Origin of the sequence: Streptomyces sp. NPDC001194 (genome assembly GCF_042896985.1) — a bacterium.
Taxonomy (GTDB): domain Bacteria; phylum Actinomycetota; class Actinomycetes; order Streptomycetales; family Streptomycetaceae; genus Streptomyces.
Map to the genome: position 1 here is coordinate 69619 of NZ_JBIAXU010000015.1, position 26692 is coordinate 96310.

The window sequence follows — 26692 nt, forward strand, 5'->3', positions numbered from 1 at the left end:
GTTCAGTCCGCGAGGCCCACCACCAGCCAGATCCCGGCCACTCCGCCCACCGTGCACATCAGCGTGGACAGCGCGGGGTGTTTGTGGTGCGCCTCCGGCAGGATCTCGGCGGCCGCCAGGTACAGCAGGGCTCCGCCGAAGAAGCCGAGGTACGCCCCCAGCGGTTCCTCCGGAAGGGTGAACAGCAAAGTGGACACCGCGCCCAGCACGGGGGCCACGGCGTCCGCGAAGAGCATCATCAGGGCCTTGCGGCGGGCGTTCCCGTAGAGCCGGGTCAGCGTGTACGTGTTGAACCCGTCGGCGAAGTCGTGGGTGATGACGGCCAGCGACACGGCCACCCCCATCCCGCCGCCGACCTGGAAGGCGGCGCCCAGCGCCACGCCGTCGGCGAAGCTGTGGCCGACCATCGCCGAGGCCGCCGTCAGCCCGACCTCGGGTACGCGGCCGCCGTTCTCGGCGCCGTGCGCGGCCTGGCGTACCGCCAGCAGGCGTTCCACGACGTGCGCGATCAGGAAGCCGGCCACGAAGAGCAGCAGGGCGAGCGGCACGCCGAACACCTTGCGGCCGGCCGCGTGCAGCGACTCCGGCAGCAGGTCGAGGCCCACGACGCCGAGCATCAGCCCGCCGGCCAGGCCCAGCACGAGATGGCGGCGGTCGGTGACGCGTTGCGCCGTCCACCCGCCCGCCAGGGTCATCAGGAACGCGCCCAGCGCCACGATCACGGCCATGTGCCCCTGAATACCGACTCCTCGCCCCGTACGCACGTGTGCGCGCGGGCGACGGGCAACGAACCATTGACGACTACGGAGGGGGCATGATCCCGGTGGGCGAGTACGCGACGCAGCTGGTGGTCGGGGTCGGCGGACGCGCGGGGGTGTCCGTGGCGGAGGTCTGCGCCCTCGTCGAGGAGACGCTGCGCGGGGCCGGTCTGGCCGCCGGGTCGGTGAAGGCGCTGGCCACGGTGGAGTCGAAGGCGGGCGAGGCGGGGATAGCGGGCGCGGCGGAACGTTTCGGCGTGCCCCTGCTCAGCTACCCCGCCGAGGAGCTGGCCGGCATCCCCGTCCCGCACCCCTCCGAGGTGGTGCAGGGCGCCGCCGGGACCTCTTCGGTGGCGGAGGCCGCGGCGCTCGCGGGCGGCGGTGAGCTGCTCGTGCCGAAGCGCCGGTCGGTGGCGGCGACCTGTGCCGTCGCCACGGCGCACCCGCACGACCTGCGCCATCACGGGGACGCGGAGGTGCGCGGCGACGGCGGCGCGCTGGTGGACCTCGCGGTCAACGTACGGGCGCACACCCCGCCCGACTGGCTCAAGCAGCGCATCGCGGCTTCGCTCGACGGTCTCTCCGCGTACCCCGACGGGCGGTCGGCCCGCGCGGCGGTGGCGGCTCGGCACGGGCTGCCGGCCGACCGGGTGCTGTTGACAGCGGGGGCCGCGGAGGCGTTCGTGCTGATCGCGCGGGCCCTGGGCGCCCGGCGGCCGGTGGTGGTGCACCCGCAGTTCACGGAGCCGGAGGCGGCGCTGCGCGACGCGGGGCACACGGTGGAGCGGGTGGTGCTGCGGGCGGCGGACGGGTTCCGGCTGGACCCGGAGGCGGTACCGGAGGACGCGGACCTGGTGATCGTCGGCAATCCGACCAACCCGACGTCGGTCCTGCATCCGGCGGCGGTGCTGATCGCGCTGGCCCGGCCGGGCCGGATCCTGGTCGTGGACGAGGCCTTCATGGACGCGGTCCCGGGCGAGCGGGAGGCGCTGGCCGGGCGGACGGACGTGCCGGGTCTGGTGGTGCTGCGGAGCCTGACCAAGACGTGGGGGCTGGCGGGGCTGCGCATCGGCTACGTGCTGGGCGAGCCGCAGGTGATCGCGAAGCTGGCGGCGGCGCAGCCGCTGTGGCCGGTGTCGACGCCGGCCCTGGTGGCGGCGGAGGCGTGCATGGCCCCGGCGGCGCTGGTGGAGGCGCAGGACGCGGCCCGGCAGATCGCGGTGGACCGGGCGCATCTGCTGGCGGGGCTCGCGGAGTTCGAGGAGATCGGTGTGTCGGGGGTGGCCGAGGGGCCGTTCGTCCTGATCCGGGTGGCGGGCGGAGCGGAGGTCCGCACGCGGCTGCGCGCCCTCGGCTTCGCGGTCCGCCGCGGGGACACCTTCCCCGGGCTGGACTCCTCCTGGCTCCGGCTGGCCGTCCGCGACCGGGCCACGACGGGCCGGCTCCTGCAGGCCCTGGACCACGCCCTGGCACTGACGGCGCGCTGATCCGGGCGGCGCGCCGGCCCGTGGCGGCGCCGCCATCCGGAGGCTCGGGCTCCGTTGGCGGGGCGGGGGGAGGTAGGCGATGATCTCCGCATCAGCAGGGAAGCCCCGGGGGGTCCGGAATGAAGACATCAGCCACGACGGCCGTGGCCGTGGCCGCGGTGGCGGCCATAGCCGGCGGGATCCTCGCCCTGCCGAGCCTGCTCGACCACGGCAAGGACGCCGCCGGGCAGCGGCTGGGGGCCAAGCCCGGGCAGGGCAAGGCGGGCCAGGGCACGGCGAGCCCCACCGCGCCCGCCGGCGCCAAGCCGTTCACGCTGGTCGCGACCGGCGACATCATCCCGTACCCCTCGATCGTCCAGCGGGCCGCGGACGACGCCCGGGGCAGCGGCGAGAGCCACGACTTCCGGAAGATACTCGCGGGGGTCAAACCCCTGGTGGCCGCCGCCGACCTGGCGATATGCCACCACGAGATACCGTACGGCCGGCCCGGCGGCCCCTACACCGGGTACCCCGCCTTCAAGGCCCCGCACCAGCTGGCCGACGCCCTGAAGGACGCCGGCTACGACAGCTGCTCGACCGGCTCGAACCACACCCTGGACGACGGCTACGACGGCCTCGTCCGCACCCTGGAACACCTCGACCGCGTCGGCATCAAGCACGTCGGCTCGGCCCGCAGCGCCGATGAGGCCAAGGCCCCGGCGGTGCTCTCCGCCGGGGGCGCCAAGGTCGCCCAGCTGGACTACACGTACGGCACGAACGGGATCCCGGTCCCGGCCGGCAAGCCCTGGTCCGTCAACCTGATCGACCAGAACCGGATCATCGCCGACGCCCGCGCGGCCCGGGCGGCCGGCGCGAACGTCGTCCTCCTCAGCGTCCACTGGGGCACCGAGTGGCAGACGGCGCCCGACCAGCAGCAGCGGGACCTGGCACAGGCGCTGACCGCCTCGCGCGGCCCGGACGGGCTCCCCGACATCGATCTGATCATCGGGACGCACAACCACGTGCCGCAGCCCTACGAGAAGATCAACGGCACGTGGGTCGTGTTCGGCATGGGCGACCAGATCGCCAGCTTCTACGAGGCCGACAAGGCGCGCGGCAACATGTCCTCGATCCCGCGCTTCACCTTCACCCCGGCGGCCGCCCACCCCGGCCGCTGGGACGTGACCAAGGCCGAGTACTTCACGCAGTACTCGGACATGAACGGGCCGTTCCGCGTCGTGTGCACCTCCTGCGCCGCCACCGGCTCCGGGCTCGGGGCCGCCGCGAAGTCCGCGTACTCCGCCGTCGACAAGCAGGTCGGCGAGGCCGTGCTCTCGCGTGGAGCGGACAAGCAGGGCCTGGAGCGCGCCACCCGCTGAACGGTCGCGGGGCCGCCTTCCGCAGGGTTACGAGGTGCGGCCGCGCCGGGTCACGACCAGCGCGGCCGCCCCGATGCCGAGCAGGACCAGCGCACCGCCCGCGACGTACGGGGTCGCCGAACCGCCGCCGGTCTCGGCCAGGTCGGCGTTGGCGGTGACGGCCTGACCGGTGCCGGAGGCCACCGTCTGCGTCTTGGTGCCGGGCTCCGCCGAGGGCTCGGGCGCCGGCGCCCCGGCCGGGGATTCGCAGTGCGCCTCGGCGAGCACGACCTCGCCCTCGACCTGGGCCACGTTCAGGTCCAGCGGGTTCACGGACACCTTCAGCCGGAGCGCGGCCGCGGCGGCCGTGGTGGAGGTGGTCTGCGTGCCGGAGAGCTCCAGGCCGACCATGCCCACCTTGGGGATCTCGACCTTGGTCGGGCCGCCCGCCGAGAGGGTGACCTTCTTGCCGAGCACGGTCACCGAACCGAGGACGTTCGAACTGGCCACGGGCTTCTTGCCCGCCTCGCACACCGCCTTGGACGTGACCTTCTCCACCTGGATCAGGGAGAGCGCCGGGAGCCCCGGCACGTGCACCTTGGCGTTGACCAGGTTGGCCTCCGCCTCGGCGCGGTTCTTGTCCGCGGTGGCCTTGGAGGTGGCCACGTCCGCGCGCAGCACGCTCACCGGCTTCCCTCCCTCGACCCCGTCCAGGGTCACGGCCAGGGCGGTCTTCTGCGCCGCCGCCGGTGCGCTGACCTCGTTGAGGGTGGTCGTCAGCGGCACGTGGACGGTCTTGTTGAGCAGGCCCACGTCGAGTCCGGCGCGCAGGACGACCGCTCCGGCCTTGCCCTCGCCGCCGCTGGCGGAACCGTTTCCTCCGGTGGCGGAGGCGGGCGGGGCGGTGAGCAGGGCGACCGCCCCCGTGGCGATCAGGACGGCTGCGGGCATGCGGAAGGCGTTGCTGTTCAAGGTGGTGGAACCCCCGGGGAGATGGGAGCCGTCGCGCAGCCAATGGGGGACATCGCGCGCCGACGGCCTCTAACCCTGGGAATCTTTACGCACGGAGAGTGAACGGGCGGCAACCTGGGGTGAGTTCACCCCAAAGGGTGGTTTCCATGCAGGTATTCGATTAGCTGCGCATCACACGGAACGGGAGTTCATTTCCGCCACACAGTCGTGGGGAAAACGCCGACGCCGGTGCCCCGGGCGGCCGTTCACAACGACCGCCGGGGCACCGGCGTCACGCATGCGTCAACCGCATGCCCACGGATGGGCCGACTCGTCCGTCAGGCCCGGACCTTGCCGTTCACGACGACCCGCCGCGGCTGCGCCAGCGCCCGTACGTCGGCCCGCGGGTCGGTGTCGTAGACCACCAGGTCCGCCGGCGCCCCCTCGGACAGGCCCGGCCTGCCGAGCCACTCGCGCGCCGCCCACGTCGTGGCCGAGAGCGCCTCCAGGGCCGGGATCCCGGCCCGCACCAGCTCCGCGACCTCGGCCGCGACCAGGCCGTGCGGCAGGGAACCCCCCGCGTCGGTGCCGACGTACACGCCGATGCCCGCGTCGTAGGCGGCCCGCACGGTGTCGTACCGGCGCTCGTGCAGCCGCCTCATGTGCGCCGACCAGCGCGGGAACTTGGCCTCGCCGCCCGCCGCCATCTTCGGGAACGTCGCGATGTTCACGAGCGTCGGGACGATCGCCACCCCGCGCTCCGCGAACAGCGGAATGGTGTCCTCCGTGAGCCCGGTGGCGTGCTCGACGCAGTCGATGCCCGCCTCCACGAGGTCGCGCAGCGAGTCCTCCGCGAAGCAGTGCGCGGTGACCCGGGCGCCGAGCCGGTGCGCCTCGGCGATCGCCGCCTCTACCTCGGTCCGCGGCCAGCAGGGGGCGAGGTCCCCGACCTCTCGGTCGATCCAGTCGCCCACCAGCTTCACCCAGCCGTCGCCGCGCCGCGCCTCGCGGCCCACGTACGCGACGAGGTCGGCCGGCTCGATCTCGTGGGCGAAGTTGCGGATGTAGCGGCGCGACCGGGCGATGTGCCGGCCGGCCCTGATGATCTTCGGCAGGTCCTCGCGGTCGTCGATCCAGCGGGTGTCGGAGGGGGATCCGGCGTCCCGGATGAGCAGGGTGCCGGCGTCGCGGTCGGTCAGGGCCTGGCGTTCGGCGGTCTCCGCGTCGACCGGGCCGTGGGCGTCGAGCCCCACGTGGCAGTGCGCGTCGACCAGGCCGGGCAGGGCCCACCCGGACACGGTGGTGATCTCGCGGGCCCCGTGAGGGCGTTCGTACGTGATCCGGCCGCCGACCACCCAGAGCTCGTCGCGCGCGTCGTCGGGTCCGACGAGCACACGCCCCTTCACATGCAGCACGTCATCGGTCATGTTCCGCACTGTACGTGCGGCCTCGGTACGCTCGTGCGGGTAGCCCCCGGACGCAGCGGACGAAGAGAGAGCACCACCGTGACCCACCCCCTGCTGGACCTCCCGCCGCTCACGGCGGAGCACTTCGCGTCGATCGAGCAGGGGGTCGCGGACCTCCTCTCCACCCGGCAGGACGTGGTGATCACGCAGGGCGAGGCGCTGCTGCCGCTGGAGGGGTGCATCCGCTCGGGGGCGCGGCCCGGTTCGACGGCGCTGAACGTGGTGACCGGCCCGTACGGGACCACCTTCGGCAACTGGCTGCGCAACTGCGGGGCGGGCGTGGTGGACCTGGCGGTGCCGTTCGACACGGCGGTGACCGCCGAGCAGGTGGACCGGGCGCTGGCCGAACACCCGCGGATCGACTTCGTCTCGCTGGTCCACGCGGAGGCGGCGACCGGGAACACCAACCCGGTGGCGGAGATCGGCGAGGTCGTCCGGGCCCACGGGGCGCTGTTCATGCTGGACGCGGTGGCGTCGGTGGGCGCGGAGCCGCTGCTGCCGGACGCCTGGGGCGTGGACCTGTGCGTGATCGGCGCGCAGAAGGCGATGGGCGGCCCGGCGGGGGTCTCGGCGGTGTCGGTGTCGGACCGCGCGTGGGCCCGCTTCGCGGAGAACCCGGCCGCCCCGCGCCGCTCGTACCTCTCCCTCCTGGACTGGAAGGAGCGCTGGATCGACGCGGGCCGCACGGCGCTGCCGCACGCCCCGGCGCAGCTGGAGATGCTGGCGCTGGAGGCCTGCCTGGACCGGATCGCCACCGAGGGACTGTCGGCGGTGATGGCCCGCCACCGCGCCGCGGCGGCGGCGACCCGCGCCGGGGCGCAGGGCCTGGGCATCGCCCCGTACGTCGTACGCCCGGGGGAGGCGGCGCCGGTGGCCACCACGCTCCGCGTGCCGCAGGCCCCGGCGGTGGCGTCCAAGGCCCTGGCCGCCGCCCCCGCGGCCCCCGTGTCGGCGGCCGGGGAGATGATCCGCGTCAACCACTACGGCCGGGCGGCGTCCCTGGAGGCGGTCCTCACGTCCCTGACGGCGCTGGCCTCGGCGCTGGGGGCGGATCCGGCCGATGCCGTGGCCGCGGCGGAAGCCGCCTGGTCGGAAACCTTGCACTGACCGGACCGCCCGGAGCCGGAACGGGCCGGGTCCCGGGCCGGCCGGGGCCGCGGGCGGCCCGGTCAGGTGCGGGGTCTCGTCAGGCCTGCGGGGTCTCGTCAGGCCTGCGGGGTCTCGTCAGGCCTGCGGGGCCGGGCAGGCGCCGGCCGGGTCGCACGCGTCGGCCGCGGCGGGCTCGGAGACCTCGCGGCCGGCCCAGGCCTGTTCCAGGGCCTGGGTGAAGACCTCGGCGGGCTGGCCGCCGGAGATCCCGTAGCGGCGGTCGAGGACGAAGAACGGCACGGCGTTGGCGCCGAGTTCCGCCGCCTCGCGCTCGTCCGCCCGTACCTCGGCGGCGTAGGCGGTGTCGTCCGCGAGGACCGTACGGGCCTCCGCCTCGTCCAGGCCCGCCTCGACGGCGAGGGCGACCAGCACCTCGGCGTCGAACACCGACCGCTCCTGCGCGAAGTTCGCGCGGTAGGCCAGGTCGAGCAGCTCCTCCTGACGGCCGCGGGCGGCGGCCAGGTGCAGCAGGCGGTGGATGTCGAAGGTGTTGCCGTGGTCGCGCCCGTCGGTGCGGTACGTCAGCCCCTCGGCGCGGGCGCTCGCGGCGACGTGCTCCTCCATGCCGCGCGCCTCCTCGAGGGTGCGGCCGTACTTCTTGGCGAGCATCTCCAGGACCGGCGCAACCGTGCCCTTGGGGCTGTTCGGGTCGAGCTCGAAGGACCGGAAGACGACCTCCACCTCGTCGCGGTGCGCGAACGCGGCGAGCCCCTTGGTGAACCGGGCCTTGCCTATGTAGCACCAGGGGCAGGCGATGTCGCTCCAGATCTCGACGCGCATGATCCTTTTTCTCTCCTTGTTCCGGGATGGGACGGTTTCGGCTTCAACCACCTGTCGGGGCGTCGCATTCCCCGGTCCCGACGCTGAGCCACAGCGTGAGGTGCGAGCCGGACCGCTCCGCGCCGGCCGGATCCCGGTGCCAGCCCTGCCGGGCGTAGAAGGCCTGGGCGCGGAGGTTGTGTTCGTAGACCTCCAGGCGGACCCGGCCGACGCCGGCCCGGCGCCACGCGTCGACGCAGGCGGCGTGCAGGGCGGCCCCGGTGCCGCCCCGGCGCCAGTGGACCGGATCCACGTGCAGCTGGGTGAGCGTCGTCTCGCCGTCCGTCGTCCGGAACGCGGCGACCCCCGTGAGCTCCCCGTCCTGCTCCGCGCACAGCACCCCGCCCTCGGCGGCGGCCCGGGCCACCGCCACCGACCAGCCCTCGCGGGTCCGCTCGAGCTCGGCTTCCCCGGCGTACGCGTCCTCGGGAATGCGGCCGCGGTAGTAGGTGGCGCGGGCCCGGGCGTGCAGGGCGGCTATGGTGTCGAGATCTGCGGGCTGCGCGGTTCTGATCATGGGAAGGGAAACGCGCCGGGAGCCATGTCGGTTCCCGGCGCGTCGTGGAGCGAGTGGCGCGGCTACTTCTTCAGCCACGCCGCCATCATCTTCTGGGCGATGGGGGCGGCGAGCTTGCCGCCTCCGATCTCGGAGCGGTCGGTGTCCGAGTTCTCGATCACGATGGCAACCGCGATCTGCTTGCCGCCGAGCTTGCCGTACGAGGTGAACCAGGCGAGCGGCGGCAGGCTGTTGTTCACGCCGCGCTGGGCGGTGCCGGTCTTGCCGCCCACCTCGGCGCCGGTCACCTGCGCGGGCTTGCCGCCGCCCTCGGTGGCGACCGTCCGCATGGCGTCCTGGAGCATCGATGCGGTCTTGGCCTTCATGACCTGCTCGGACTTCGGGTTCTTGAAGCTCTCCAGCACGTTGCCGTTCGCGTCGGTGACCTCGGAGACCGAGTGCGGGGCGACGAGCTTGCCGCCGTTCTCGATCGCGGCGGTCACCATCGCCATCTGGAGCGGGGTGGCCTGCACGTCGAACTGGCCGATACCCGTCTGCGCGACCTGGTCGACGGACATCTTGTTCGTCGGGTACTTGCTCGCCGGCCGGGCGGCGACGGGGGTCGCGGTCTCGGTGTTGAAGCCGAGCTTCTCGGCCATCGCCCGCATCTTGTCCTGGCCGAGCTGGTGCGCCAGCTCCGCGAAGACGTTGTTGCAGGACAGCCGCAGCGCGGTGCGCGGCGAGACGTTGTTGCAGGCCGCGGAGCCCGCCTCGCTGGGCAGCAGGGTCCGGGTCCCGGGGATCGTGTACGGGTCCGGGGTGCCGGTCGGCGTGTCGATGTTGGTGACGAGCCCGTTCTCGATGGCCGCCGCGAGGGTGACCAGCTTGAAGGTGGAGCCCGGTGCCTGCGGCTTGCGCAGGGCCACGTTCTCCAGGGCCTTGCCCTTGTTCTCGAGCAGCTTCTCCCAGGCCTCCTTGTCGTTGGCGCCGGCGATGCTGCCCGGGTCGAAGGAGGGGTTGTTCACGATGGCGAGGATCTCGCCGGTCGCCGGGTCGATGGCGACGGCGGCGCCCTGCTTTCCCTGCAGCGCGTCGTACGCGGCCTGCTGGACGTCCTTGTCGACGGTGGTCAGCACGTTGCCCGGCGAGGCCCGCTTGTTGGTGAGCATGTCCATCACCGTCTTGAGCCGGTCGTCGGACCCGTTGAGGATCTTCTTGTAGACGCCCTCCAGCATGCTCGTGCCGAAGGCCTGGGAGCTGTAGCCGGTGAGCGGCGCGTAGAGCGGGCCGTTGACGTACGTGCGCTTGTAGCCGAAGTCCTTCCCGTCCGTCTTCACCGAGCCGGTGATCGCCTCGCCGCCCACGATGATGTTGCCCAGCGGGTTCTCGTACTGCCCGATGAGGTTCCGCCGGTTGTTCTCGTTGTCTGCGAGGGCCTGGCCTTGGTAGGCCTGCACCCAGGTGACCCGCACCAGAAGGGCCAGCACCAGGAGCAGACAGAAGACCGACGCACGCCTGATCGTTTTGTTCATCCCCCAGAAGGACGCGCCAAGGCCCCCGGGCGTTCCGCTCTGCCCCGATTGTGGCGGGGTTCTCAGTCTTTCTTCATGAAGCCGCCCTCGTAGGCCGCGATCACCGCCTGGGTGCGGTCGCGGGACCCGGTCTTGGAGAGGACCGCGGCGACGTGGGTCTTGACCGTCTGGGGACCGACGCCGAGGCGCTCGCTCATCTCCTGGTTGGACAGCCCGGCGGCCATCAGGCGCAGCACGCCGGCCTCCCGCTCGGTGAGCCGCGCGACCCAGGGGGCGGCGGGGCCCCGGCCGCCGGGCGCGTGCGACGAGGCCAGGGCGCGCACGGCCGCCGGGAAGAGCAGGCTGTCGCCGCGGGCGACGAGGCGGACCGCGCCGATCAGCTCGTCGGGTCGGGCCCGCTTCAGGAGGAACCCGCAGGCGCCCGCGCGCAGCGCGTCGTAGACGTAGGCGTCGTTCTCGAAGGTGGTGACGACCACGATCCGGGGCGGCTCGGCCATCGTGGCGATGATCTGCTCGGTGGCCCGGATGCCGTCGATCGCGGGCATCCGGACGTCCATCAGCACCACGTCGGGGGCGAGGGATCGGACCAGCGGGACGGCTTCGGCGCCGTCGGCCGCCTCGCCGACGACCTCCAGATCGGGTTCCGCTTCGAGGATGACCCGCAGGGCGGTGCGGACCATCCGCTCGTCGTCGGCGAGCACGATGCGCAGCCGCGGCGGGCCCTGGGAGGTCATCGCGCGGCTCCGCCCAGCGGGAGGAGGGCGCGCAGCCGCCACAGCCCCCGGTGCGGGCCGGCTTCGAGGATGCCGCCGAGCAGGGCGGCCCGCTCTGCGGCGCCGTGCAGCCCGCGGCCCCCGGTGGTACGGGGCCGCGGCCTCTCGGCGGGGGCCGGCGGATTGGTCATGGTGATCTCCAGTTCGGGAGGGGTTCCGTCGTGTGCGCCCCGTACGGTGATCCGCAGCTCGACGGGGCCCGTGCCGTGGCGCAGGGCGTTGCTCAGGCCCTCCTGGACGATCCGGTACGCCTCGCGGGAGGCGATCGCCGGGAGCCGCTCCCAGCTCCCCGCCGGTCCGGGGTGCTGGTGGGCGGTGACGGCGGTCCCGGCGGCCCGGGTGCGGGCCAGCAGCCCGTCGAGGTCGGCGGCGAGCGTCGGGGCGGGGGCGGCCGCTGCCCGGGCCGAGTCCCCGTCCCGCAGCAGGCCGAGCACGGCGTCGAGCTCGCCCACCGTGCGCCGGGTGGTGTCCTCGATCGCGGCCAGCGCCTCCCGGACGAACGCGGGGTCGCTGTCGAGCACCCGCCGAGCGGCGACCGCCTGGAGGGTGACGGCGCTCAGGGCGTGGCCGACCGCGTCGTGCAGCTCCCGGGCGAGCCGGTTGCGCACGGCCAGGTCGGCGGCCCGCTCCTCGGCCGCGGCCAGCCGGTCCGCCGCCGTCGGCCCGAGCAGTACGGGCGCCGTCCGGGCCAGCAGCTCCCCGGCCCCGGCGGCGCACAGGGCCAGCCCGGCCAGCATCCCGATCCCGAGCAGCGGGGCGACGTACGGCGGGGCGTCCGTGCTGAACCACCCCAGCCCCAGCTCGGCGGTCCGCAGCCCGCTCACGAAGGGCAGCGCGATCAGCACCACCGCCATGGGCGGCACCGCGAGGCTGATCCCGCTCACCAGCGCGCCGACCCCCAGGTGCAGGGTCCACCAGGCCGAGGTCCGCCCGCGCGCCGCCCAGGACCGCGCCGGCCCCGCGGCCAGCCGCTCGCCCGGCACCCCGCACAGGGCCCGTACGGCGCCGGCCGACAGCGGCCGGACCAGCCCGAACACGGCGGTCGCGGCGGCAAGCGGCAAGGACAGCCCGTACGAGGCGAAGGCCAGCGGGCCGGAGCCGAGGAAGCCGCCCCGGCCGGTCCAGACGCTGACCACCACCTGGGCGAGGAAGAAGTACGGCATCAGCAGGGCCCCGCCGAGGACCAGGTGCACCCACCGCAGCCGGGCCCGCGCCCCCAGTAGCCGGGACGCCGCCGTCCGCATCACTCCTCGCGGCGAGAGGCGAGGAACCGGGTCAGCACGGCGGCGGCGCATATTCCGGTGATCATCTGAACAGCGTAGATCAACTGCACTGCCGCGGCCGCCGGTTCGCCGCCGTCGAGCTGCGGGCCCAGCGAGGCCAGCCACGGCCACAGGCCCCAGCACAGGGCCGCCGCCGAGCCGATCCACGTCAGGGCCAGCGGCCACCGCGCGGCCCGGCTCCCGCCGCGGACCAGCATCAGCGCCCCCGCGGCGGCGGCGAGCGCGCACAGCGCGTGGACCCCGGACACCACGCCCTCGGTCGCCGTGTGCGCGGCCGCCCGCTCCTCCCCCGGCCCGGCCGTCCCGCCGAAGGCCCAGTACACGTGGACGGCCGCGACCACCAGGCCGCCCACCGCCGCGGCTCCCGCCACCACCCCCGTGGGTGACGGGAGTCCGCGGCCCAGCACGCCCTGCCAGCGCCGGCCCCAGCGCTTTCGCGCATAGGGCACGAACAGCCCGGCCAGGGCGAGTCCTTGGACGCAGAAGCCGGTGTAGACGACGGTGAACACCCAGGGGTCGAGGAAGGGCCGCACCCCCTCCCCGGCATACGCCGGGCCGCCCTGGTCCACCGCCCGTATGAGCTGTTGGGCCGGGAACGCGACGAGGATCGGGGTGAGCAGCCCGGTGGCGGTGAACGCGGGGACCGTGAGCACCCAGGGAGGCACCCGCATCCCCCAGGGTCTGGTGAGGAGCAGGACGAGCACGACCACGCTCGCGTCCATGGCCAGGGTCACCGCGTTGGCCGCGGTGAGGAACATCCCCGCGTCCAGCAGCGGGCTGCCGTCGGGAATCCCGACCCGGCTCCCCGACAGCCAGGCGGACTTGAGCACGAGATAGGGCACGGTGGCGGCCAGGGCCACCGCCTTCAGGGCCTCGCGTCCGGCCCCCGTGTGAACGGCTTGTGTGGTCATGCCCCAACGGTCCCGCGTCCGCCGCCCCGCCACCTCCCCCGCCGGAGGGAACCGCCTCCCCCGCCCGGGGGAGGAACCTCCCCCTCCGCCGCCTCACATGCGCCGGGTCGCCACCGACAGCCGGTCCCGCGCCTCGAACAGCGCAGCCTTGATCCGCAGTTCGTGGTCGGCCGTCAGCCGGGCCACCGGCACCGAGCAGCTCACCGCGTCCCGGGCCGGCGTCCGGTACGGCACCGCCACCCCGAAGCAGCGCAGCCCGAGCGTGTTCTCCTCCCGGTCCACCGCGTAGCCCTGCTCCCGTACCAGCGCCAGCTCCTCCACGAGCTGCTCCCGGTCGGTGATCGTGTGCTCGGTGACCGCCTCCAGCCGCCGCGGCAGCAGCGCCCGCACCTCCTCGTCGGTGTGGGTCGCCAGCAGCGCCTTGCCCAGTGCGGTCGAGTGCACGGGCAGCCGCCGGCCGACCCGCGTGAACGGCCGCAGGTAGTGCTGGGAGGTGCGGGTGGCCAGGTAGACCACGCTCGTGCCGTCCATCCGGGCGAGGTGGATGGTCTCGGTGGTGTCGTCGGAGAGCCGGTCCAGGGTGGGCCGGGCCGCGGCGACGACCTCGTCCCCGTCGATGTACGAGCTGCCGACGAGCAGGGCCCGTACGCCGATGCCGTACCGCGTGCCCGTCGCGTCCGTCTCCACCCACCCGAGGTTCACCAGCGTGCGCAGCAGCATGTAGAGGCTGGATTTGGGCAGCGAGAGGTCGTGCTGGATGTCGGCCAGGCTGTGCAGTCCGGGCCGCGCCGCGAAGTGCTCCAGCAACAGCACCGTGCGGACGGCCGATTTGACGGCCGCCGGCGCCCCCGGGCCCCCTGTCTCCGGCGCCCCCGGCCCGTCGGCCTCCGGCGCCCCCGCGCCGCCCTCTGACCCTTCCGATTCCGCGCCGGATCCGTCCGGTTCACCTGTGGTCATTCGCCTTCTTGCCCCTCTTGTCCCTTGTCAACGCGGAAGGCCCGGAAATAGAGTCCGGAACGGATGTGATCATCCATCCATCGGAACGGCGTTCAGAATACTGAACGCCACCGCGCGGGTCAGCGAGATCCAGGAGGCAGTGCGCCATGGCAGCAACACCAGTCTGGAGTGTGGACCCCCGCACCGGGAAGCAGCGCGAACAAGTTGCCGTCGAGGCCACGTCCGGCGAAGTGGACGAGGCCGTACGCGCCGCCCACGCGGCCCGCGGTGCGCTCGCCGACCGCACCGCCCGCGCGGCCTTCCTGCGCGCGGCCGCCGAGCTGCTCGACGGGGCCGCGGCCCACGTCATCGAGGCCGCCGACGCCGAGACCGCCCTCGGTCCGGGCCGGCTCACCGGCGAACTCGCCCGCACCACCGGCCAGCTGCGCGCCTTCGCCGACGCCGTGGACGAGGGCTCCTACCTCGACATCCGCATCGACCGCCCCGACGCCGGCGCCGTCCCGCCCCGCCCCGAGCTGCGCCGCTACAAGGTGCCGCTTGGCGTGGTCGCGGTCTACGCCGCCTCCAACTTCCCGCTCGCGTTCTCCGTCCCCGGCGGGGACACCGCGAGCGCGCTGGCCGCCGGCTGCCCGGTGGTCGTCAAGGCGCACCCCGACCATCCGGCCACTTCCGAGCTGTGCGCCTCGCTGCTGCGCCGGGCGGCCGTGGCCGCCGGGCTGCCGGCGGAGGTGGTCGCCGTCGTCCACGGTTTCGACGCGGGCCTGGAGCTGATCCGCCACCCGCTCGTCTCCGCCGCCGGATTCACCGGTTCCATCCGGGGCGGCCGGGCGCTGTTCGACGCGGCCGCCGCCCGGCCCGTGCCGATCCCGTTCCACGGCGAACTCGGCTCCCTCAACCCCGTCGTGGTCACGCCCGCGGCCGCCGCCGAGCGCGCCGAGGAGATCGCCGCCGGGCTCGCGGGCTCGGTCACCCTCGGGGTCGGCCAGTTCTGCGTCAAGCCGGGCCTGGTCCTCGTCCCCGAGGGCGCCGACGGCGACCGGCTCACCGGCGCGCTGACGAAGGCCCTCGGCGAGACCGAGCCGGGCGTCCTGCTCGACCACCGGATGCGGGAGAACTTCATCTCCGGCGTGCGCGAGCGGGCCGCGCTCCCCGGCGTGACCGCGCCCGTCACCCCGGGCTCCGGCGGCGAGCACACCGTCGGCGCGGGATACCTGACCGTGTCCGCCGGGAGCCTGCTGGAGGGCGGGGCGTACGAGGTGCTGCTGGAGGAGTGCTTCGGACCGGTGACCGTGGTCGTGCGGTACGCGGACCAGAGCGAGGCGGGGTCGGTGCTCGGCCGGCTCCCCGGGAACCTGAGCGCCACGCTCCAGCTCTCCGCGGCCGAGGCCGACGGCGGCCCGGGCCCGGCGGCGGAGCTGATCGCGCGGGTCACGGCGCTGGCCGGGCGGATCCTGGTCAACGGCTGGCCGACCGGGGTCGCGGTGGCCCCCGCCCAGCACCACGGCGGCCCGTACCCGGCGGCGACCTCGCACTCCACCTCGGTGGGCGGGACCGCCATCGAGCGCTGGCTGCGGCCGGTGGTCTACCAGTCGGTGCCGGACCCGCTGCTTCCGGCTGAGCTGCGCGAGGCGAATCCGCTGGGGCTGCCGCGCCGCGTCACGCCCACGGCTCCGTAATTGCCTTGCCCGCCCCCGCGCCGCGGGGGCAGGCTGCCGGTCATGCCGAGACCTCACGGATTCACGTACGAACAGCGCGCCGACGCGAGCGTGGTCATCACGCACCAGGGGCGGGCCGCGAGCACCCTGCGCGGCGGCCGGGCCGAGAAGTTCCTCGCCGAGGTGGAGTCCGGCGACGCGCAGCTCGTGATGGCCCGCTGGACAGGCGCGTACAAGTTCGGCAACGAGCGCACGGCGAAGAACCACCCCCGCAACAAGCGCTGAAATCTGTCACGAGGGTAAGGGAACGGCAAAGCACCTCCGGTCGTTCTCCGGGCATGACCGCTATGACCCCAGGTTCCAATCTGCCGCTCAACACCGTCCGTGTGACGGTGGACGTGGCTGCCCCGGTGCGGCTCGACGTGTCGGGGCTGCTCCTCGCGGCGGACGGCAAGGTGCGCTCCGACGCCGACTTCATCTTCTACAACCAGCCGTCCGGGCCCGGTGTCAGCTACCGGTCCGGCGGCGGGGCGGCGCCGGACTCGATCACCGTGGACACGGGCGCCCTGCCGCCGGGCATCGAGCGGATCGTGGTCACGGCCAGCCCCGACGCCGCCGGTCAGACCTTCCAGGGCATCGAGCCCACCGCCACCGTGCGGCACGCGGAGACCGGCGCGGTGATCGCCTCCTTCACCCCGCCGCAGCTGGGCGCCGAGACCGCTCTCGTGGTCGTCGAGGTCTACCAGCGCGGCGGCGTGTGGAAGGTGCGCGCGGTGGGCCAGGGGTACGCGAACGGCCTCGCCGGGATCGCGACCGACTTCGGCGTCTCCGTGGACGAGGAGCCCACCGCGCCGCCCGCTGCCTCCCCGCAGGCCCCGGCCGCGCCCTCACCCTCCTCCTGGCCGAGCGCCCCGGCGTCGACGCCTCCCGCGCCCCCGGCGGCCCCGTCGTTCCCCGCGGCCCCGCCGGCCGCCGCGCCGGCCGCGGCCGCCGCCGGCACCGGGAAGATCAACCTCGACAAGGGCCGGGTCAGCCTCCAGAAGAACCAGACCGTGTCCCTCGTCAAGAACGGCCGCCCGCTGCTCTCCCAGGTGAAGATGGGCCTGGGCTGGGAGCCGGCGTTCCGCGGCCGGGACATCGACCTCGACGCCTCCGTCATCGCGTACGGCCCGCAGCGCAACCACATCGACAGCTGCTACTTCGGCAAGCTGTCCATCCTGAACGGCGCGATCAAGCACTCGGGTGACAACCTCACCGGCGAGGGCGCCGGGGACGACGAGGTGATCGTCGTGGACCTCGGGCGGCTGCCCGCCGAGGCCACCGGCCTCGTCTTCACGGTCAACTCCTTCTCCGGCCAGAAGTTCAGCGAGGTCGCCAAGGCCTACTGCCGCCTGATCGACGCGGCGAGCGGGGAGGAGCTGGTGCGCTTCGACCTCACCGGTGCCGAGCCGCAGACCGGGGTCATGATGGCCAAGCTGATTCGCCAGTTCTCGGGCGAATGGGAGATGACGGCCATCGGAGAGTTTGTGAAGTCCCGCACAGTGCGCGGGATGGTCAAGCCCGGCTCTTCGGCACTCTGAGCAGGTGGGCGGGCACATGGAGCGACCGTGACCATCGGCCGGAGGGCCGAGGTGATGGATTCCACCCTTAATAGGTGGGTGACTGTCAGTGCCCGCCCGTAGCCTTGAAAGCATGTACAGCACACTCCGGCCCGCGGGTCCCGCCCGCCCGTCCGCCGCAGAGGCGAACGAGGCGATACGGCACCTTGTCGAGACGCGGGTGGACGACGAGTGGCCCTCCGAGGCGTACGAGTTCCTCCTGGAGGAATGGGCCGCCGCCAGCCGCGCCGAGATCGCCGCAGCACAATGAACGACCGAAGGCCGCGCCGCCGCCCCGTGAACGGGCGGCGCCGCGGCCTTCGGTCGCGAGCGCCGGTCGTCAGCGCGCGCGGCGCCAAGGGCCGGTGATGGCCAGCATGATGCCCGGGTCCTGGATGTTGGCGTACAGCGTGCGCCCGTCCGGCGAGAAGCAGACACCGGTGAATTCCGAGTACTCCGGCTCCTGAGCCGTTCCGATGTTCAGCTCGTTGCGCGCCAGCGGGTACGTGCGCCCCGACTCGGTCGCGCCGAACAGGTGCTGCAGCCCGCTGCCGTCCTCCGCGATGACCAGGCCGCCGTACGGCGAGACCGTGATGTTGTCCGGGCCGTCGAAGGAGCCGTCCTTCGCCGGGTCGGCGTTCACCCCGAGCACCACCGTCAGCCGGATCGTGCGCCGCTTCGGGTCGTAGAACCACACCTGGCCGTCGTGGGCCGTACCCGGGCTCTCCTCACGGGCGTACGAGGAGACGAAGTACGCGCCCCCGTCGGCCCACCACATGCCCTCCAGCTTGCGGGCGCGGGTCACCGCGCCCTCCGCGAACTGCTTGCGCACCGACACCGTCCGCGCGTCGCGGTCCGGGACGGGCACCCAGTCGACCCCGTAGACGGTGCCGATCCTGGTCGCGCGCGAGAGGTCGTCGACGAACCGGCCCGCGCTGTCGAAGCACTTGGCGGCGGCGAGCACGCCGGCGTCGGCGGCGAGGGTACGGAGCTTGCCGCGCCCGTGCCGGAAGCCGCTCGGCGGGGTCCAGCGGTAGAGCAGCCCGTTGGGGCCGGAGGCGTCCTCGGTCAGGTACGCGTGGCCCTGGCGCGGGTCGATGACCACGGCCTCGTGGGCGTACCGGCCGAAGGCTTTGACCGGCTTCGGGTCGCGGTTGGCGCGCCGGTCGTGCGGGTCGACCTCGAACACGTACCCGTGGTCCTTGGTCATGCCGTTCTTGCCGGCGAGGTCCTCGGTCTCCTCGCAGGTCAGCCAGGTGTCCCAGGGGGTGGCTCCGCCCGCGCAGTTGGTGGACGTACCGGCGACGCCCACCCATTCGGCGACCTCGCCGCCGCGCCGGACCTCGACCACCGTGCAGCCGCCGGCCGCCGCCGGGTCGTAGACGAGGCCCTCGGTGAGCGGGACGGGGTGCGCCCAGTCCGCCCGCTTGCCCTTGAGTTCGTGGTTGTTGACGAGCAGGGTGACCCCGCGGTGGCCCTCGAAGGCGGCCGTGCCGTCGTGGTTGGACGGGGTGGACTCGCCCGAGTCGAGGGTGGTGACCCCGCTGTGGGTGATCACGCGGTAGCGGAATCCTGCGGGGAGGGCGAGCAGTCCGGCCGGGTCCGCGAGGAGCGGGCCGTAACCGGGCTCGCAGGGCCTGCCGTGCTCGTCGCGCAGGGTGCTGTCGTCGGCCGCCAGCGCTCCCGGGGCGGTGGCGAGCGCGCCGACCGTCCCGGTGAGCGCGACTCCCGCGCCGGCGATGACGGTGCGGGCGGTGAAGTCTCTACGGCTGAGCGGCATCGGGTCTCCAGGGGTGGGGAGGTGGTGCGCCTGTCGTGCGGTCGTCGGCGCACACGCTCTCGCCCGCACGTGAACGGCGGCTGAATTACCCGCGAAGCGGAGCGGATCCCTTGCCGGTGGCCGCAATGGCCGACTCCGGCTCAGGAACGGCGCGTTCCGGCCGCCGGTCTCCCCCTGTCCCGCCTGCCGCTCCCGTACCCGGGATCCCCTCGCGTCAGGGCTGGCGCGAACGGGCCTTGAAGGCGGCCTTGCGGGCCTCCTTGGCGGCCTTCTTGTCCGGGTGCATCCGGCCCATCGCCTCCAGCACGTACGCCGTCGCCGGGTGCTCGACCCGCCAGGCCTGGTCGAAGAAGCCCGCGTGGTGCTCGGTCAGGGACTGCATCAGCAGCGGCAGTTCCTCCGTCTCCCCGTCCGCCGCGAGCTGCGCCGCGATCGTGTCGACGGTGAGCCAGAACACCATGGCCTCGTCCGGCGCCGGTACGTCGGCCGCCCCGCGCTCCGAGAGCCAGACCCGGGCCAGCCCGCCGAGCTCGGCGTCGTCCAGCACCGCGCGGACCGCCGGCTCCGCCTCGGGACCGGCCGGGGCGAGGGCCTGCTGGCAGCGCAGCCGGCGCAGCGGGCCGCCCTCGTCGGTGCCGCGGGCCGCGGCCAGCAGTTCGGCGACCGCGCCCCGCAGTTCACGGCCGGCCAGCCACTGCTCGATCTCGGCCTGGGCCGCGCCCTCGGAGTATCCGGAGACCGCGTCGAGGAGGGCGTCGGCGCCCTTGTCGGCCAGTTCGCCGACGGCGGGGGCGCAGACCCCTGCCTCCAGCATGCGGGCGCGGATCCCGTACAGGCCGAGCGGGGTCAGCCGTACCAGCCCGTACCGGGAGACGTCCTCGTCGTCGGCCTCGCCGGGGGACGCCCCCGCGCCCGGGCCGCCGGTCGAGCCGGCGGCGGCGAACTCCTCGTCGTCCGCCTCCGCCATCAGCGCCTCGTCCACGGGCCGGAACTCGACCAGCCCGATCGGCTCCAGCTGCCGGAACTGGTCGTCGAGGCGCATCATCGCGTCCGAGACCTGCTCCAGCACGGCGTCGGTCGGCTCGCCCATGTCGTCGGGGATGACCATCGAGGCGGCGAGCACCGGCAGCGGAATCGGCCCGTCCGAGGCGCCGTGCCGGGAGACGGTGAGCAGGTAGAGGTTGGCGAGGACCCCGTCGAGGAAGTCCGCCTCACGGCTCGGGTTCCAGTCCAGCCGGTCGAAGTCGATCTCACCGCCCGCGTCCAGCGCGTCGACGAGGTCGTCCAGATCGGGCACGGCCGCGTCCGCCAGGACGGTGTCCAGGGCCGCCAGCCACAGGTCGAGCACCTCTGCGGGTGCGCCGCCGGCCACCAGGGCCAGGTCCTCGCCGGGTGCGGCGGTGCCGGACTCCTCGTCGCCGTTCTCCTCCGGCTCGGCCACGTCGACGAGGCCGGTGTCCACGGCCACCCGCCAGGCCTGGCTCGCCAGCACCGGGCCTTCCTCGTCGGCGGGGTCGAGGCCCAGTACGGCTGCCGCCTCGGGCAGCTGCGCCGCGGCGAGTTCGCCGCCGATGTCCACGCGGGTGTGCGGTCCGGCCCAGCGGGCCAGCCGTACGGCACGGGCGAACAGGGGGGCGACGAGGGCGTCGCGGGCCAGTTCCGCATCGGAGGGCAGCCGTACCGGCGGCAGCGTGGGGTGCGGCTCTGCGGACATGGGGCGGTCTCCTCGCGAACGCGGTGGGGCGATGGGGCACGGCCCCGCGGGGCGGCCGTCCGGCGCACCAGCGTAGACGCATATCGGGCGCGCCCGGGGCGCCATCTCCTTTGGTTCATCCCACAGTCAGCCGCCGTATGCCCTGGAGGCCTTGACAACTTCCCTGGTCACACAGGAAATTGACGCGCGTAGATCTATGGGGAATCTCCGGGATTCCTGCGGATCTCCCGCGGCACGACGGCGGGGCCTCCGCATAAATCCCGCCAAACGCACGCAACACCCCTTCGCTTTCGTCTTCCACACACCGGAGTTCTTGACCATGCGCTCCTCGCACCCCCGTTCCGCCGCCGTCTCGGCACTCGTCGCCACCGCCCTGGCCACCGGCCTGCTCGCGGGCACCGCCGACGCGGCCGAAGGCTCCGCGTCCGCCGAGCCGATACGCATCCACGACATCCAGGGCACCACCCGCATATCGCCGCTCAACGGCAAGCAGGTCGCCGATGTCGCCGGCATCGTGACGGGCGTGCGCACGTACGGCTCGCGCGGCTTCTGGATGCAGGACCCGGACGCCGACGACAACGACGCGACCAGCGAGGGCGTCTTCGTCTTCACCAACTCCGTCCCGACCGTCGCCGTCGGCGACGCGGTCAAGGTCTCCGGCCTGGTCGGCGAGTACATCCCCGGCGGCGTCTCCTCCGGCAACCAGTCGGTCACCCAGATCTCCAAGCCGGCCGTGACCGTGGTCTCCTCGGGCAACGCGCTGCCCGAGGCCACGGCGATCAACGAGTACAACGTGCCCGCCGAGTACGCCCCGGCGGGCGACCCGGCCGCCGCCGGCAGCATCAACGGCCTGACCCTGGAGCCCTCGCGCTACGCCCTGGACTTCTACGAGTCCCTCGAGGGCATGAACGTGAAGATCGGCACCTCGCGCGTGGTCGGCGCCACCGACCCGTACTCGGAGCTGTGGGTCACGGTGAAGGGCTGGGAGAACACCGCCAAGCGCGGCGGCACGCTGTACGGCTCGTACGAGTCCCAGAACACCGGCCGCCTGCAGGTCCAGCAGCTCGCGCCGCTCGCGCAGCAGCCCTTCCCGGTGGCCAACGTCGGCGACAAGCTGACCGGCACCACCGAGGGCCCGCTGGACTTCAACCAGTTCGGCGGCTACACCCTGGTGGCCCGTACCCTCGGCACCGTCAAGGCGGGCACCCTGGCCCCCGAGAAGACCAAGGCGCAGGCGGCGAACGAGCTCGCGGTGGCCACGTACAACGTGGAGAACCTCGACCCGAGCGACCCGCAGGAGAAGTTCGACAACCTGGCCAAGGCCGTCGTCGCGAACCTCGCCTCGCCCGACATCCTGGCCCTGGAGGAGATCCAGGACGACAACGGCGCCAAGAACGACGGCACCGTCTCGGCGGAGCAGACCCTGACGAAGTTCACCGCGGCGATCGCGGCGGCGGGCGGCCCGGCGTACCAGTGGCGCACCGTCAACCCGGAGAACAACAAGGACGGTGGCGAGCCCGGCGGCAACATCCGCCAGGTGTTCCTCTTCAACCCGGCCCGCGTCTCCTTCACGGACCGCGCGGCGGGCGACTCGGTGACCCCGACCGGCGTGACGCAGGTGAACGGCAAGGCCGCCCTGACCCACTCCCCCGGCCGGATCGACCCGGCGAACCCGGCGTGGGCCGACAGCCGCAAGCCGCTGGCCGGCGAGTTCGTGTTCAAGGGCAAGACGGTCTTCGTGATCGCCAACCACTTCGGCTCCAAGGGCGGCGACGAGGGCCTGACCTCGGTCCACCAGCCGCCGGTGCGCTCCTCGGAGGCCAAGCGGCTGCTCCAGGCGCAGGCCGTGAACGGCTTCGTCAAGCAGCTCCTGGCGGCGGACAAGAACGCGAGCGTCCTCGCCGTCGGCGACATCAACGACTTCGAGTTCTCGGCGACCGCGCAGGCGCTGGAGGACGGCGGGGCGCTGTACTCGGCGATCAAGTCGCTGCCGAAGGCGGAGCGCTACTCGTACGTGTACCAGGGCAACGCGCAGGTGCTGGACCAGATCCTGACCAGCCCGGCCATCAAGAACTTCACGTACGACAGCGTGCACATCAACGCGGAGTTCTCGGCGCAGAACAGCGACCACGACCCGCAGGTGCTCCGCTTCCGCCCGTAGCGGCGGCGCGCCACCGACCGGCAGGGCCCCCGGACGCCGTCCGGTCCGGGGCCCTGCCGCGCTTCCGGCCGCGGTCTTCCCGGGGCCGGCGCGCGGGCGCTACAGGACACCTGGGGAGAAGTCGGGACTTTCGCCCCTGGCGTGACGCTCGCCACATCACCGCCCATTCGACCCGGGTTGTGGTGTTGAGTGGCCCCACGCTCGACCATGTCCCCCCGTATCCCCCGGAGGACCGCGTGTTCCCCTCCATCTCCCTCGCCCAGGAAATCGGCCTGGCCGTCCTGTTCGTGGCCGGCCTCGTGTGGGTGCTCGGCCTCGGGCACATGCTGTGGGACTCCCGCTTCCACCAGCCGGAGCCAGGCGCGTACGAAGGCGTCGCGGTCATCCCGGCCCAGCGCAGCGCCGCCATGCACCCGATGGAGTCGGTCGAGCTGACCGAGGCCGAGGAAGAGGCCTTCGCCGGCCTGATCCGCACCATCGCCCTCCGCTGAACCGCCGCGTCCCCCCGTGCTCGGGGCGGGCGGACGTCGGCGGGACCGGGAGAAACACGACGCCCCCACCACCCCTTGCCGGGGAGGTGGGGGCGTCGTGGCCGCTCCGGGGCCGCTGGGGCCGGGGAATCAGTTGTGGGAGTGGAGGACCTCGTTCAGGCCGCCCCAGACCGCGTTGTTCGGGCGGGCTTCGACCGTGCCCGTGACCGAGTTGCGGCGGAAGAGGATGTTGCTCGCGCCCGAGAGCTCCAGGGCCTTGACGATCTGGCCGTCCGGGAGGGTGACGCGGGTGCCCGCGGTCACGTACAGGCCGGCCTCGACGATGCACTCGTCGCCCAGCGCGATGCCCACGCCCGCCTCGGCACCGATCAGGCAGCGCTCGCCGATCGAGATGATCTGCTTGCCGCCGCCCGAGAGGGTGCCCATCGTGGAGGCGCCGCCGCCGATGTCGGAGCCGTCGCCGACCACGACGCCGGCCGAGATGCGGCCCTCGATCATGGAGGTGCCGAGGGTCCCGGCGTTGAAGTTGACGAAGCCCTCGTGCATGACGGTGGTGCCCTCGGCGAGGTGCGCGCCCAGGCGGACCCGGTCCGCGTCGGCGATGCGCACGCCCTTGGGGGCGACGTAGTCCGTCATCCGCGGGAACTTGTCGATCGAGGTGACCTGGAGGTACAGGCCCTCGGCGCGGGCGTTCAGCCGTACGGCCTCCACCTGGTCCACGGCGACCGGGCCGAGCGAGGTCCAGGCGACGTTGGCCAGCAGGCCGAAGACGCCGTCCAGGCTCTGGCCGTGCGGCTTGACCAGCCGGTGGCTGAGCAGGTGCAGGCGCAGGTACGCGTCGTGCGCGTCGAGCGGCTTGTCCTCCAGGGAGGAGATCACGGTGCGGACGGCTACGACCTCGACGTCGCGGACCGCGTCCAGGCGGATCGCCTTGGCCGCGGCGGCCCCCAGCAGCTGCACGGCCTGATCGGCGGTGAGGCGCTCGGTGCCGGCCGGGCCGGGCTCGGCGACCAGCTCGGGGGCGGGGAACCAGGTGTCGAGGACGGTGCCGTCGGAGGCGATGGTGGCAAGTCCGGCGGCGACGGCGCCGGTGGTACGCGTAGCAGTCATGCCCGAAACCTAACCGGCGACGGCCCGAGGCCGCGAACCGGTCTCATGTGCCGGTCGCGCCGCGTGTCGCGCCGCACCCGCCGCCTTCCGCCGCCCCTCGCGCCGTGACACGTACAGCACCGCCCCGCCCGAGCCCGCCGCCAGTGCCGCGCACAGCGGCCACAGCAGCCCGGGCGCGGCCGCGTACAGGGCTCCGCCCAGCGGTGGCCCGAGGACGACCCCGCTGACCGAGACCCCCGCGTACAGGCTCTGGAACCGCCCGATCGCGTGCTCGGGCGCCTGGTCGGCGACGTACGCGGTCGCGGTGGTCTTGTACAGGATCTCGCCGAGGCTGAGCAGCACCATCATCGCCACGGCGCCGGCGAGCCCCATCCCGGCGGACAGCGCCGCGTACCCGGCCCCGACGAGCACGATGCCGGTGGCGATGACGGGGAGCGGCGGCCGTGCGCGCAGCGCGACGGCGGCCGGGAGCTCCAGCAGGAGGATGACGCCCCCGTTGAGGGCGATCACGAAGCCGAAGGCCCGGGTGTCGAGCCCGTGGTCGGCGAGGAAGACGGGGAAGGCGGAGTACTGCTGGCGGTAGACGAGGTCGGTCACCAGGATCGCGCCGAGCAGCACGAGTACGGCGGGCCGGGTCCGCAGCTCCTCCCACACGCCGCGGCCCAGACCCCCGTCCGGGGCCGCGGCGGGGCGGGAGGCGCCGCGGGCGGCCCCGCGGGCCGGGACGACCCGCGCGGTCCAGACGGCGAAGAACAGGGTCCCGAGGCCGTCGGCGACGAAGAGCCAGTCGTACGAGAGCCCGGTCGCGAGCAGGGCCCCCAGCGGCGGGCCGAGGGTGAAGCCGCCGTTGGAGACGCAGCGGACGACGGCGAAGGCCTGCCGGCGGGCCCCCTCGGGGACGGTGACGGCGACCAGCGCGGAGTTCGCCGCCCGGACCACGCCGGAGGCGTACTGGGCCAGCGGCAGGGCCGCGTAGAGGCCGGCGGTGGGCAGCAGCGGGAAGGACATCAGGGCGAGGCCGCCGGCGAGGGAGGCGGCGAGCAGCACGCGGCGGTGGCCGAAGCGGTCCCCGTACCAGCCGCCGGTGAAGTTCCCGGCGACCAGGCCGATGCCGCCGATGCCGGTGACCAGCCCCGCCTGGGCGGCTCCGAGGCCGCGCGGGCCGGTCAGGTACAGGAACACGAAGACGAAGGTGAAGCTGACGACGGCGTTGACGAACACCCCGGCCGCCAGCAGCCACACCACTCGGGGCACGTCCTTGAAGCCCTGCGCCATTCCCATGTCCGCCCCCGAACCTTAGTGAGTTCCTTTTGGGAACGGACTATGTCAGCATGACAGCCTTGGGTCAACGGACAAAGGAGTGCCCATGGCCCAGCGCACGCACCTCGACGACGCGGACTGCGCCATCGCCCAGGCCCTCGACGTGGTCGGCGACTGGTGGACGCTGCTGATCGTGCGCGACGCCGCGCGCGGCGTGCACCGCTTCGACGCGTTCCAGCGCGAGCTGGGGGTGTCCCGGAAGGTGCTGGCCGAGCGGCTGAAACTGCTGGTCGAAGCCGGGGTGCTGACGCGCGAGCCGTACCAGGAACGCCCGGTGCGGCACGACTACCGGCTGACCCCGCGCGGGCGGGGACTGCTGCCGGTCCTGGTGGCCCTCCAGGACTGGGGAGACACCTGGGTCCTGGGGGAAGGCGAGATGACGGCGACGACGGAGGAGTCCTCGCGGGAGGCCGAGCGGGTGCACGCGCTGCGCGGCACACGGCTGCCGGAGCTGGTGCTGGCGGACCGGTTCGGGGAGGTGCGGGATCCGGTGGCGGACACGCCGTTCACGGTCCTGTACTGCTTCCCCGGCGCGTACGCGCGGGCGGAGTCCTACCCTCCGGGGTGGGCGGGGATCCCGGGGGCCAAGGGCTGCACCTTCGAGTCGTGCACGTACCGGGACCAGCTGGCGGAGTTCGCGGCGGCCGGGGCGACGGTGCACGGGGTGTCCACCCAGCGGCCCGACGAGCAGCGGGAGTTCGCGGAGGCGGAGGGGCTGCGGTTCCCGCTGCTCTCGGACGCGGAACTGACGCTGACGGCGGCGCTGCGGCTGCCGACGTTCCGGGCGGCGGGGGTGAGCCGGCTGAAGCGGCTGACCCTGGTGGTGGACCGGGAGCGCGTCGTGCGCGAGGTGTTCTATCCGATCCGGGACATCGAGGCCGGCGTGGCGGCGGCGCTGAGCGCCGTCCGCGACGCCGGCTGACCCGTCGGCGGGGCCGGGTCCA

At 73.6% G+C, this 26692-nt stretch carries 24 protein-coding genes; 10 read left to right on the top strand and 14 right to left on the bottom strand.

What is annotated here, in order from left to right; all coding sequences use genetic code 11:
• Nucleotides 1-2: 2 nt before the first annotated feature.
• The gene (locus ACFY1T_RS25865) at nucleotides 3-728 is read right to left on the bottom strand and encodes a ZIP family metal transporter (RefSeq protein ID WP_030163119.1); all 726 of its coding nucleotides are present in this window, start codon (nucleotides 726-728) and stop codon (nucleotides 3-5) included.
• Between the two features lie 86 nt (nucleotides 729-814).
• Between ACFY1T_RS25865 and cobC the strand changes: the two genes are divergently transcribed.
• Together cobC and ACFY1T_RS25875 are read left to right on the top strand one after the other, a co-directional pair.
• Complete coding sequence (gene cobC, locus ACFY1T_RS25870) at nucleotides 815-2245, top strand: Rv2231c family pyridoxal phosphate-dependent protein CobC (protein ID WP_390790288.1); 1431 nt, start codon at nucleotides 815-817, stop codon at nucleotides 2243-2245.
• A 119-nt stretch (nucleotides 2246-2364) separates the two neighbouring features.
• On the top strand, nucleotides 2365-3603 hold the full coding sequence (locus ACFY1T_RS25875; RefSeq protein ID WP_390790289.1) for a CapA family protein: 1239 nt from the start codon (nucleotides 2365-2367) through the stop codon (nucleotides 3601-3603).
• 27 nt (nucleotides 3604-3630) lie between these two features.
• Here ACFY1T_RS25875 and ACFY1T_RS25880 read toward each other — a convergent pair whose 3' ends face one another.
• Both ACFY1T_RS25880 and ACFY1T_RS25885 read right to left on the bottom strand, forming a co-directional pair.
• Nucleotides 3631-4554, bottom strand: coding sequence for an SCO1860 family LAETG-anchored protein (locus tag ACFY1T_RS25880; RefSeq protein ID WP_390790290.1), 924 nt, complete (start codon nucleotides 4552-4554; stop codon nucleotides 3631-3633).
• A gap of 317 nt (nucleotides 4555-4871) precedes the next feature.
• Nucleotides 4872-5960, bottom strand: coding sequence for an amidohydrolase family protein (locus ACFY1T_RS25885; protein WP_390790291.1), 1089 nt, complete (start codon nucleotides 5958-5960; stop codon nucleotides 4872-4874).
• 78 nt (nucleotides 5961-6038) lie between these two features.
• Here ACFY1T_RS25885 and ACFY1T_RS25890 point away from each other — a divergent pair, with 78 nt between their 5' ends.
• Nucleotides 6039-7106: a pyridoxal-phosphate-dependent aminotransferase family protein gene (locus ACFY1T_RS25890; protein WP_390790292.1), complete on the top strand. Its 1068-nt coding sequence runs from the start codon at nucleotides 6039-6041 to the stop codon at nucleotides 7104-7106.
• A gap of 117 nt (nucleotides 7107-7223) precedes the next feature.
• Here the strand turns inward: ACFY1T_RS25890 and ACFY1T_RS25895 are convergent, their stop codons facing one another.
• From ACFY1T_RS25895 to ACFY1T_RS25925, 7 genes are all read right to left on the bottom strand, one after another.
• Nucleotides 7224-7928 (bottom strand): DsbA family oxidoreductase, encoded by a 705-nt coding sequence (locus tag ACFY1T_RS25895; RefSeq protein ID WP_390790293.1) that lies wholly within the window; start codon nucleotides 7926-7928, stop codon nucleotides 7224-7226.
• Between the two features lie 43 nt (nucleotides 7929-7971).
• Nucleotides 7972-8484, bottom strand: coding sequence for a GNAT family N-acetyltransferase (locus ACFY1T_RS25900; protein ID WP_390790294.1), 513 nt, complete (start codon nucleotides 8482-8484; stop codon nucleotides 7972-7974).
• Between the two features lie 62 nt (nucleotides 8485-8546).
• Nucleotides 8547-9995 (bottom strand): peptidoglycan D,D-transpeptidase FtsI family protein, encoded by a 1449-nt coding sequence (locus ACFY1T_RS25905; RefSeq protein WP_390790295.1) that lies wholly within the window; start codon nucleotides 9993-9995, stop codon nucleotides 8547-8549.
• A gap of 62 nt (nucleotides 9996-10057) precedes the next feature.
• A complete protein-coding gene (locus ACFY1T_RS25910) occupies nucleotides 10058-10729 on the bottom strand; it encodes a response regulator (RefSeq protein ID WP_390790296.1) in 672 nt (223 codons plus the stop codon).
• Entirely contained in the window at nucleotides 10726-12012 is a 1287-nt protein-coding gene (locus ACFY1T_RS25915; RefSeq protein ID WP_390790297.1) for a sensor histidine kinase, read from the bottom strand. Before ACFY1T_RS25915 ends, ACFY1T_RS25910 begins: the two co-directional genes overlap by 4 nt.
• Nucleotides 12012-12962 carry a hypothetical protein gene (locus ACFY1T_RS25920; protein WP_390790298.1) on the bottom strand — a complete coding sequence of 317 codons (951 nt, stop codon included), beginning with the start codon at nucleotides 12960-12962 and terminating at the stop codon, nucleotides 12012-12014. Before ACFY1T_RS25920 ends, ACFY1T_RS25915 begins: the two co-directional genes overlap by 1 nt.
• A gap of 93 nt (nucleotides 12963-13055) precedes the next feature.
• Complete coding sequence (locus ACFY1T_RS25925) at nucleotides 13056-13919, bottom strand: IclR family transcriptional regulator (protein WP_390790299.1); 864 nt, start codon at nucleotides 13917-13919, stop codon at nucleotides 13056-13058.
• Between the two features lie 146 nt (nucleotides 13920-14065).
• On the opposite strand from ACFY1T_RS25925, the gene ACFY1T_RS25930 reads away from it, so the two are divergent.
• The 4 genes from ACFY1T_RS25930 (at nucleotide 14066) to ACFY1T_RS25945 (ending at nucleotide 17443) form a co-directional block, all read left to right on the top strand.
• The gene (locus ACFY1T_RS25930; RefSeq protein ID WP_390790300.1) at nucleotides 14066-15595 is read left to right on the top strand and encodes an aldehyde dehydrogenase (NADP(+)); all 1530 of its coding nucleotides are present in this window, start codon (nucleotides 14066-14068) and stop codon (nucleotides 15593-15595) included.
• 42 nt (nucleotides 15596-15637) lie between these two features.
• Nucleotides 15638-15859, top strand: coding sequence for a hypothetical protein (locus ACFY1T_RS25935; RefSeq protein ID WP_390790301.1), 222 nt, complete (start codon nucleotides 15638-15640; stop codon nucleotides 15857-15859).
• A gap of 53 nt (nucleotides 15860-15912) precedes the next feature.
• Nucleotides 15913-17154, top strand: a complete 1242-nt coding sequence (locus ACFY1T_RS25940; RefSeq protein WP_390790302.1) for a TerD family protein — start codon at nucleotides 15913-15915, stop codon at nucleotides 17152-17154.
• A gap of 112 nt (nucleotides 17155-17266) precedes the next feature.
• The gene (locus ACFY1T_RS25945) at nucleotides 17267-17443 is read left to right on the top strand and encodes a hypothetical protein (RefSeq protein ID WP_199813622.1); all 177 of its coding nucleotides are present in this window, start codon (nucleotides 17267-17269) and stop codon (nucleotides 17441-17443) included.
• 69 nt (nucleotides 17444-17512) lie between these two features.
• Here the strand turns inward: ACFY1T_RS25945 and ACFY1T_RS25950 are convergent, their stop codons facing one another.
• Both ACFY1T_RS25950 and ACFY1T_RS25955 read right to left on the bottom strand, forming a co-directional pair.
• Nucleotides 17513-18952 (bottom strand): alkaline phosphatase PhoX, encoded by a 1440-nt coding sequence (locus ACFY1T_RS25950; protein ID WP_390790303.1) that lies wholly within the window; start codon nucleotides 18950-18952, stop codon nucleotides 17513-17515.
• Nucleotides 18953-19166: 214 nt separating this feature from the next.
• The gene (locus tag ACFY1T_RS25955; RefSeq protein ID WP_390790304.1) at nucleotides 19167-20666 is read right to left on the bottom strand and encodes a hypothetical protein; all 1500 of its coding nucleotides are present in this window, start codon (nucleotides 20664-20666) and stop codon (nucleotides 19167-19169) included.
• A 319-nt stretch (nucleotides 20667-20985) separates the two neighbouring features.
• Between ACFY1T_RS25955 and ACFY1T_RS25960 the strand changes: the two genes are divergently transcribed.
• Together ACFY1T_RS25960 and ACFY1T_RS25965 are read left to right on the top strand one after the other, a co-directional pair.
• Nucleotides 20986-22827, top strand: a complete 1842-nt coding sequence (locus tag ACFY1T_RS25960; RefSeq protein ID WP_390790305.1) for an endonuclease/exonuclease/phosphatase family protein — start codon at nucleotides 20986-20988, stop codon at nucleotides 22825-22827.
• A 236-nt stretch (nucleotides 22828-23063) separates the two neighbouring features.
• Entirely contained in the window at nucleotides 23064-23318 is a 255-nt protein-coding gene (locus ACFY1T_RS25965) for a hypothetical protein (protein WP_390790306.1), read from the top strand.
• A 129-nt stretch (nucleotides 23319-23447) separates the two neighbouring features.
• Here the strand turns inward: ACFY1T_RS25965 and dapD are convergent, their stop codons facing one another.
• Together dapD and ACFY1T_RS25975 are read right to left on the bottom strand one after the other, a co-directional pair.
• On the bottom strand, nucleotides 23448-24428 hold the full coding sequence (gene dapD, locus ACFY1T_RS25970; protein WP_030859004.1) for a 2,3,4,5-tetrahydropyridine-2,6-dicarboxylate N-succinyltransferase: 981 nt from the start codon (nucleotides 24426-24428) through the stop codon (nucleotides 23448-23450).
• Nucleotides 24429-24437: 9 nt separating this feature from the next.
• On the bottom strand, nucleotides 24438-25709 hold the full coding sequence (locus tag ACFY1T_RS25975; RefSeq protein ID WP_390790307.1) for an MFS transporter: 1272 nt from the start codon (nucleotides 25707-25709) through the stop codon (nucleotides 24438-24440).
• A gap of 85 nt (nucleotides 25710-25794) precedes the next feature.
• Between ACFY1T_RS25975 and ACFY1T_RS25980 the strand changes: the two genes are divergently transcribed.
• Entirely contained in the window at nucleotides 25795-26670 is an 876-nt protein-coding gene (locus ACFY1T_RS25980; protein ID WP_390790308.1) for a winged helix-turn-helix transcriptional regulator, read from the top strand.
• Nucleotides 26671-26692: the final 22 nt, after the last annotated feature.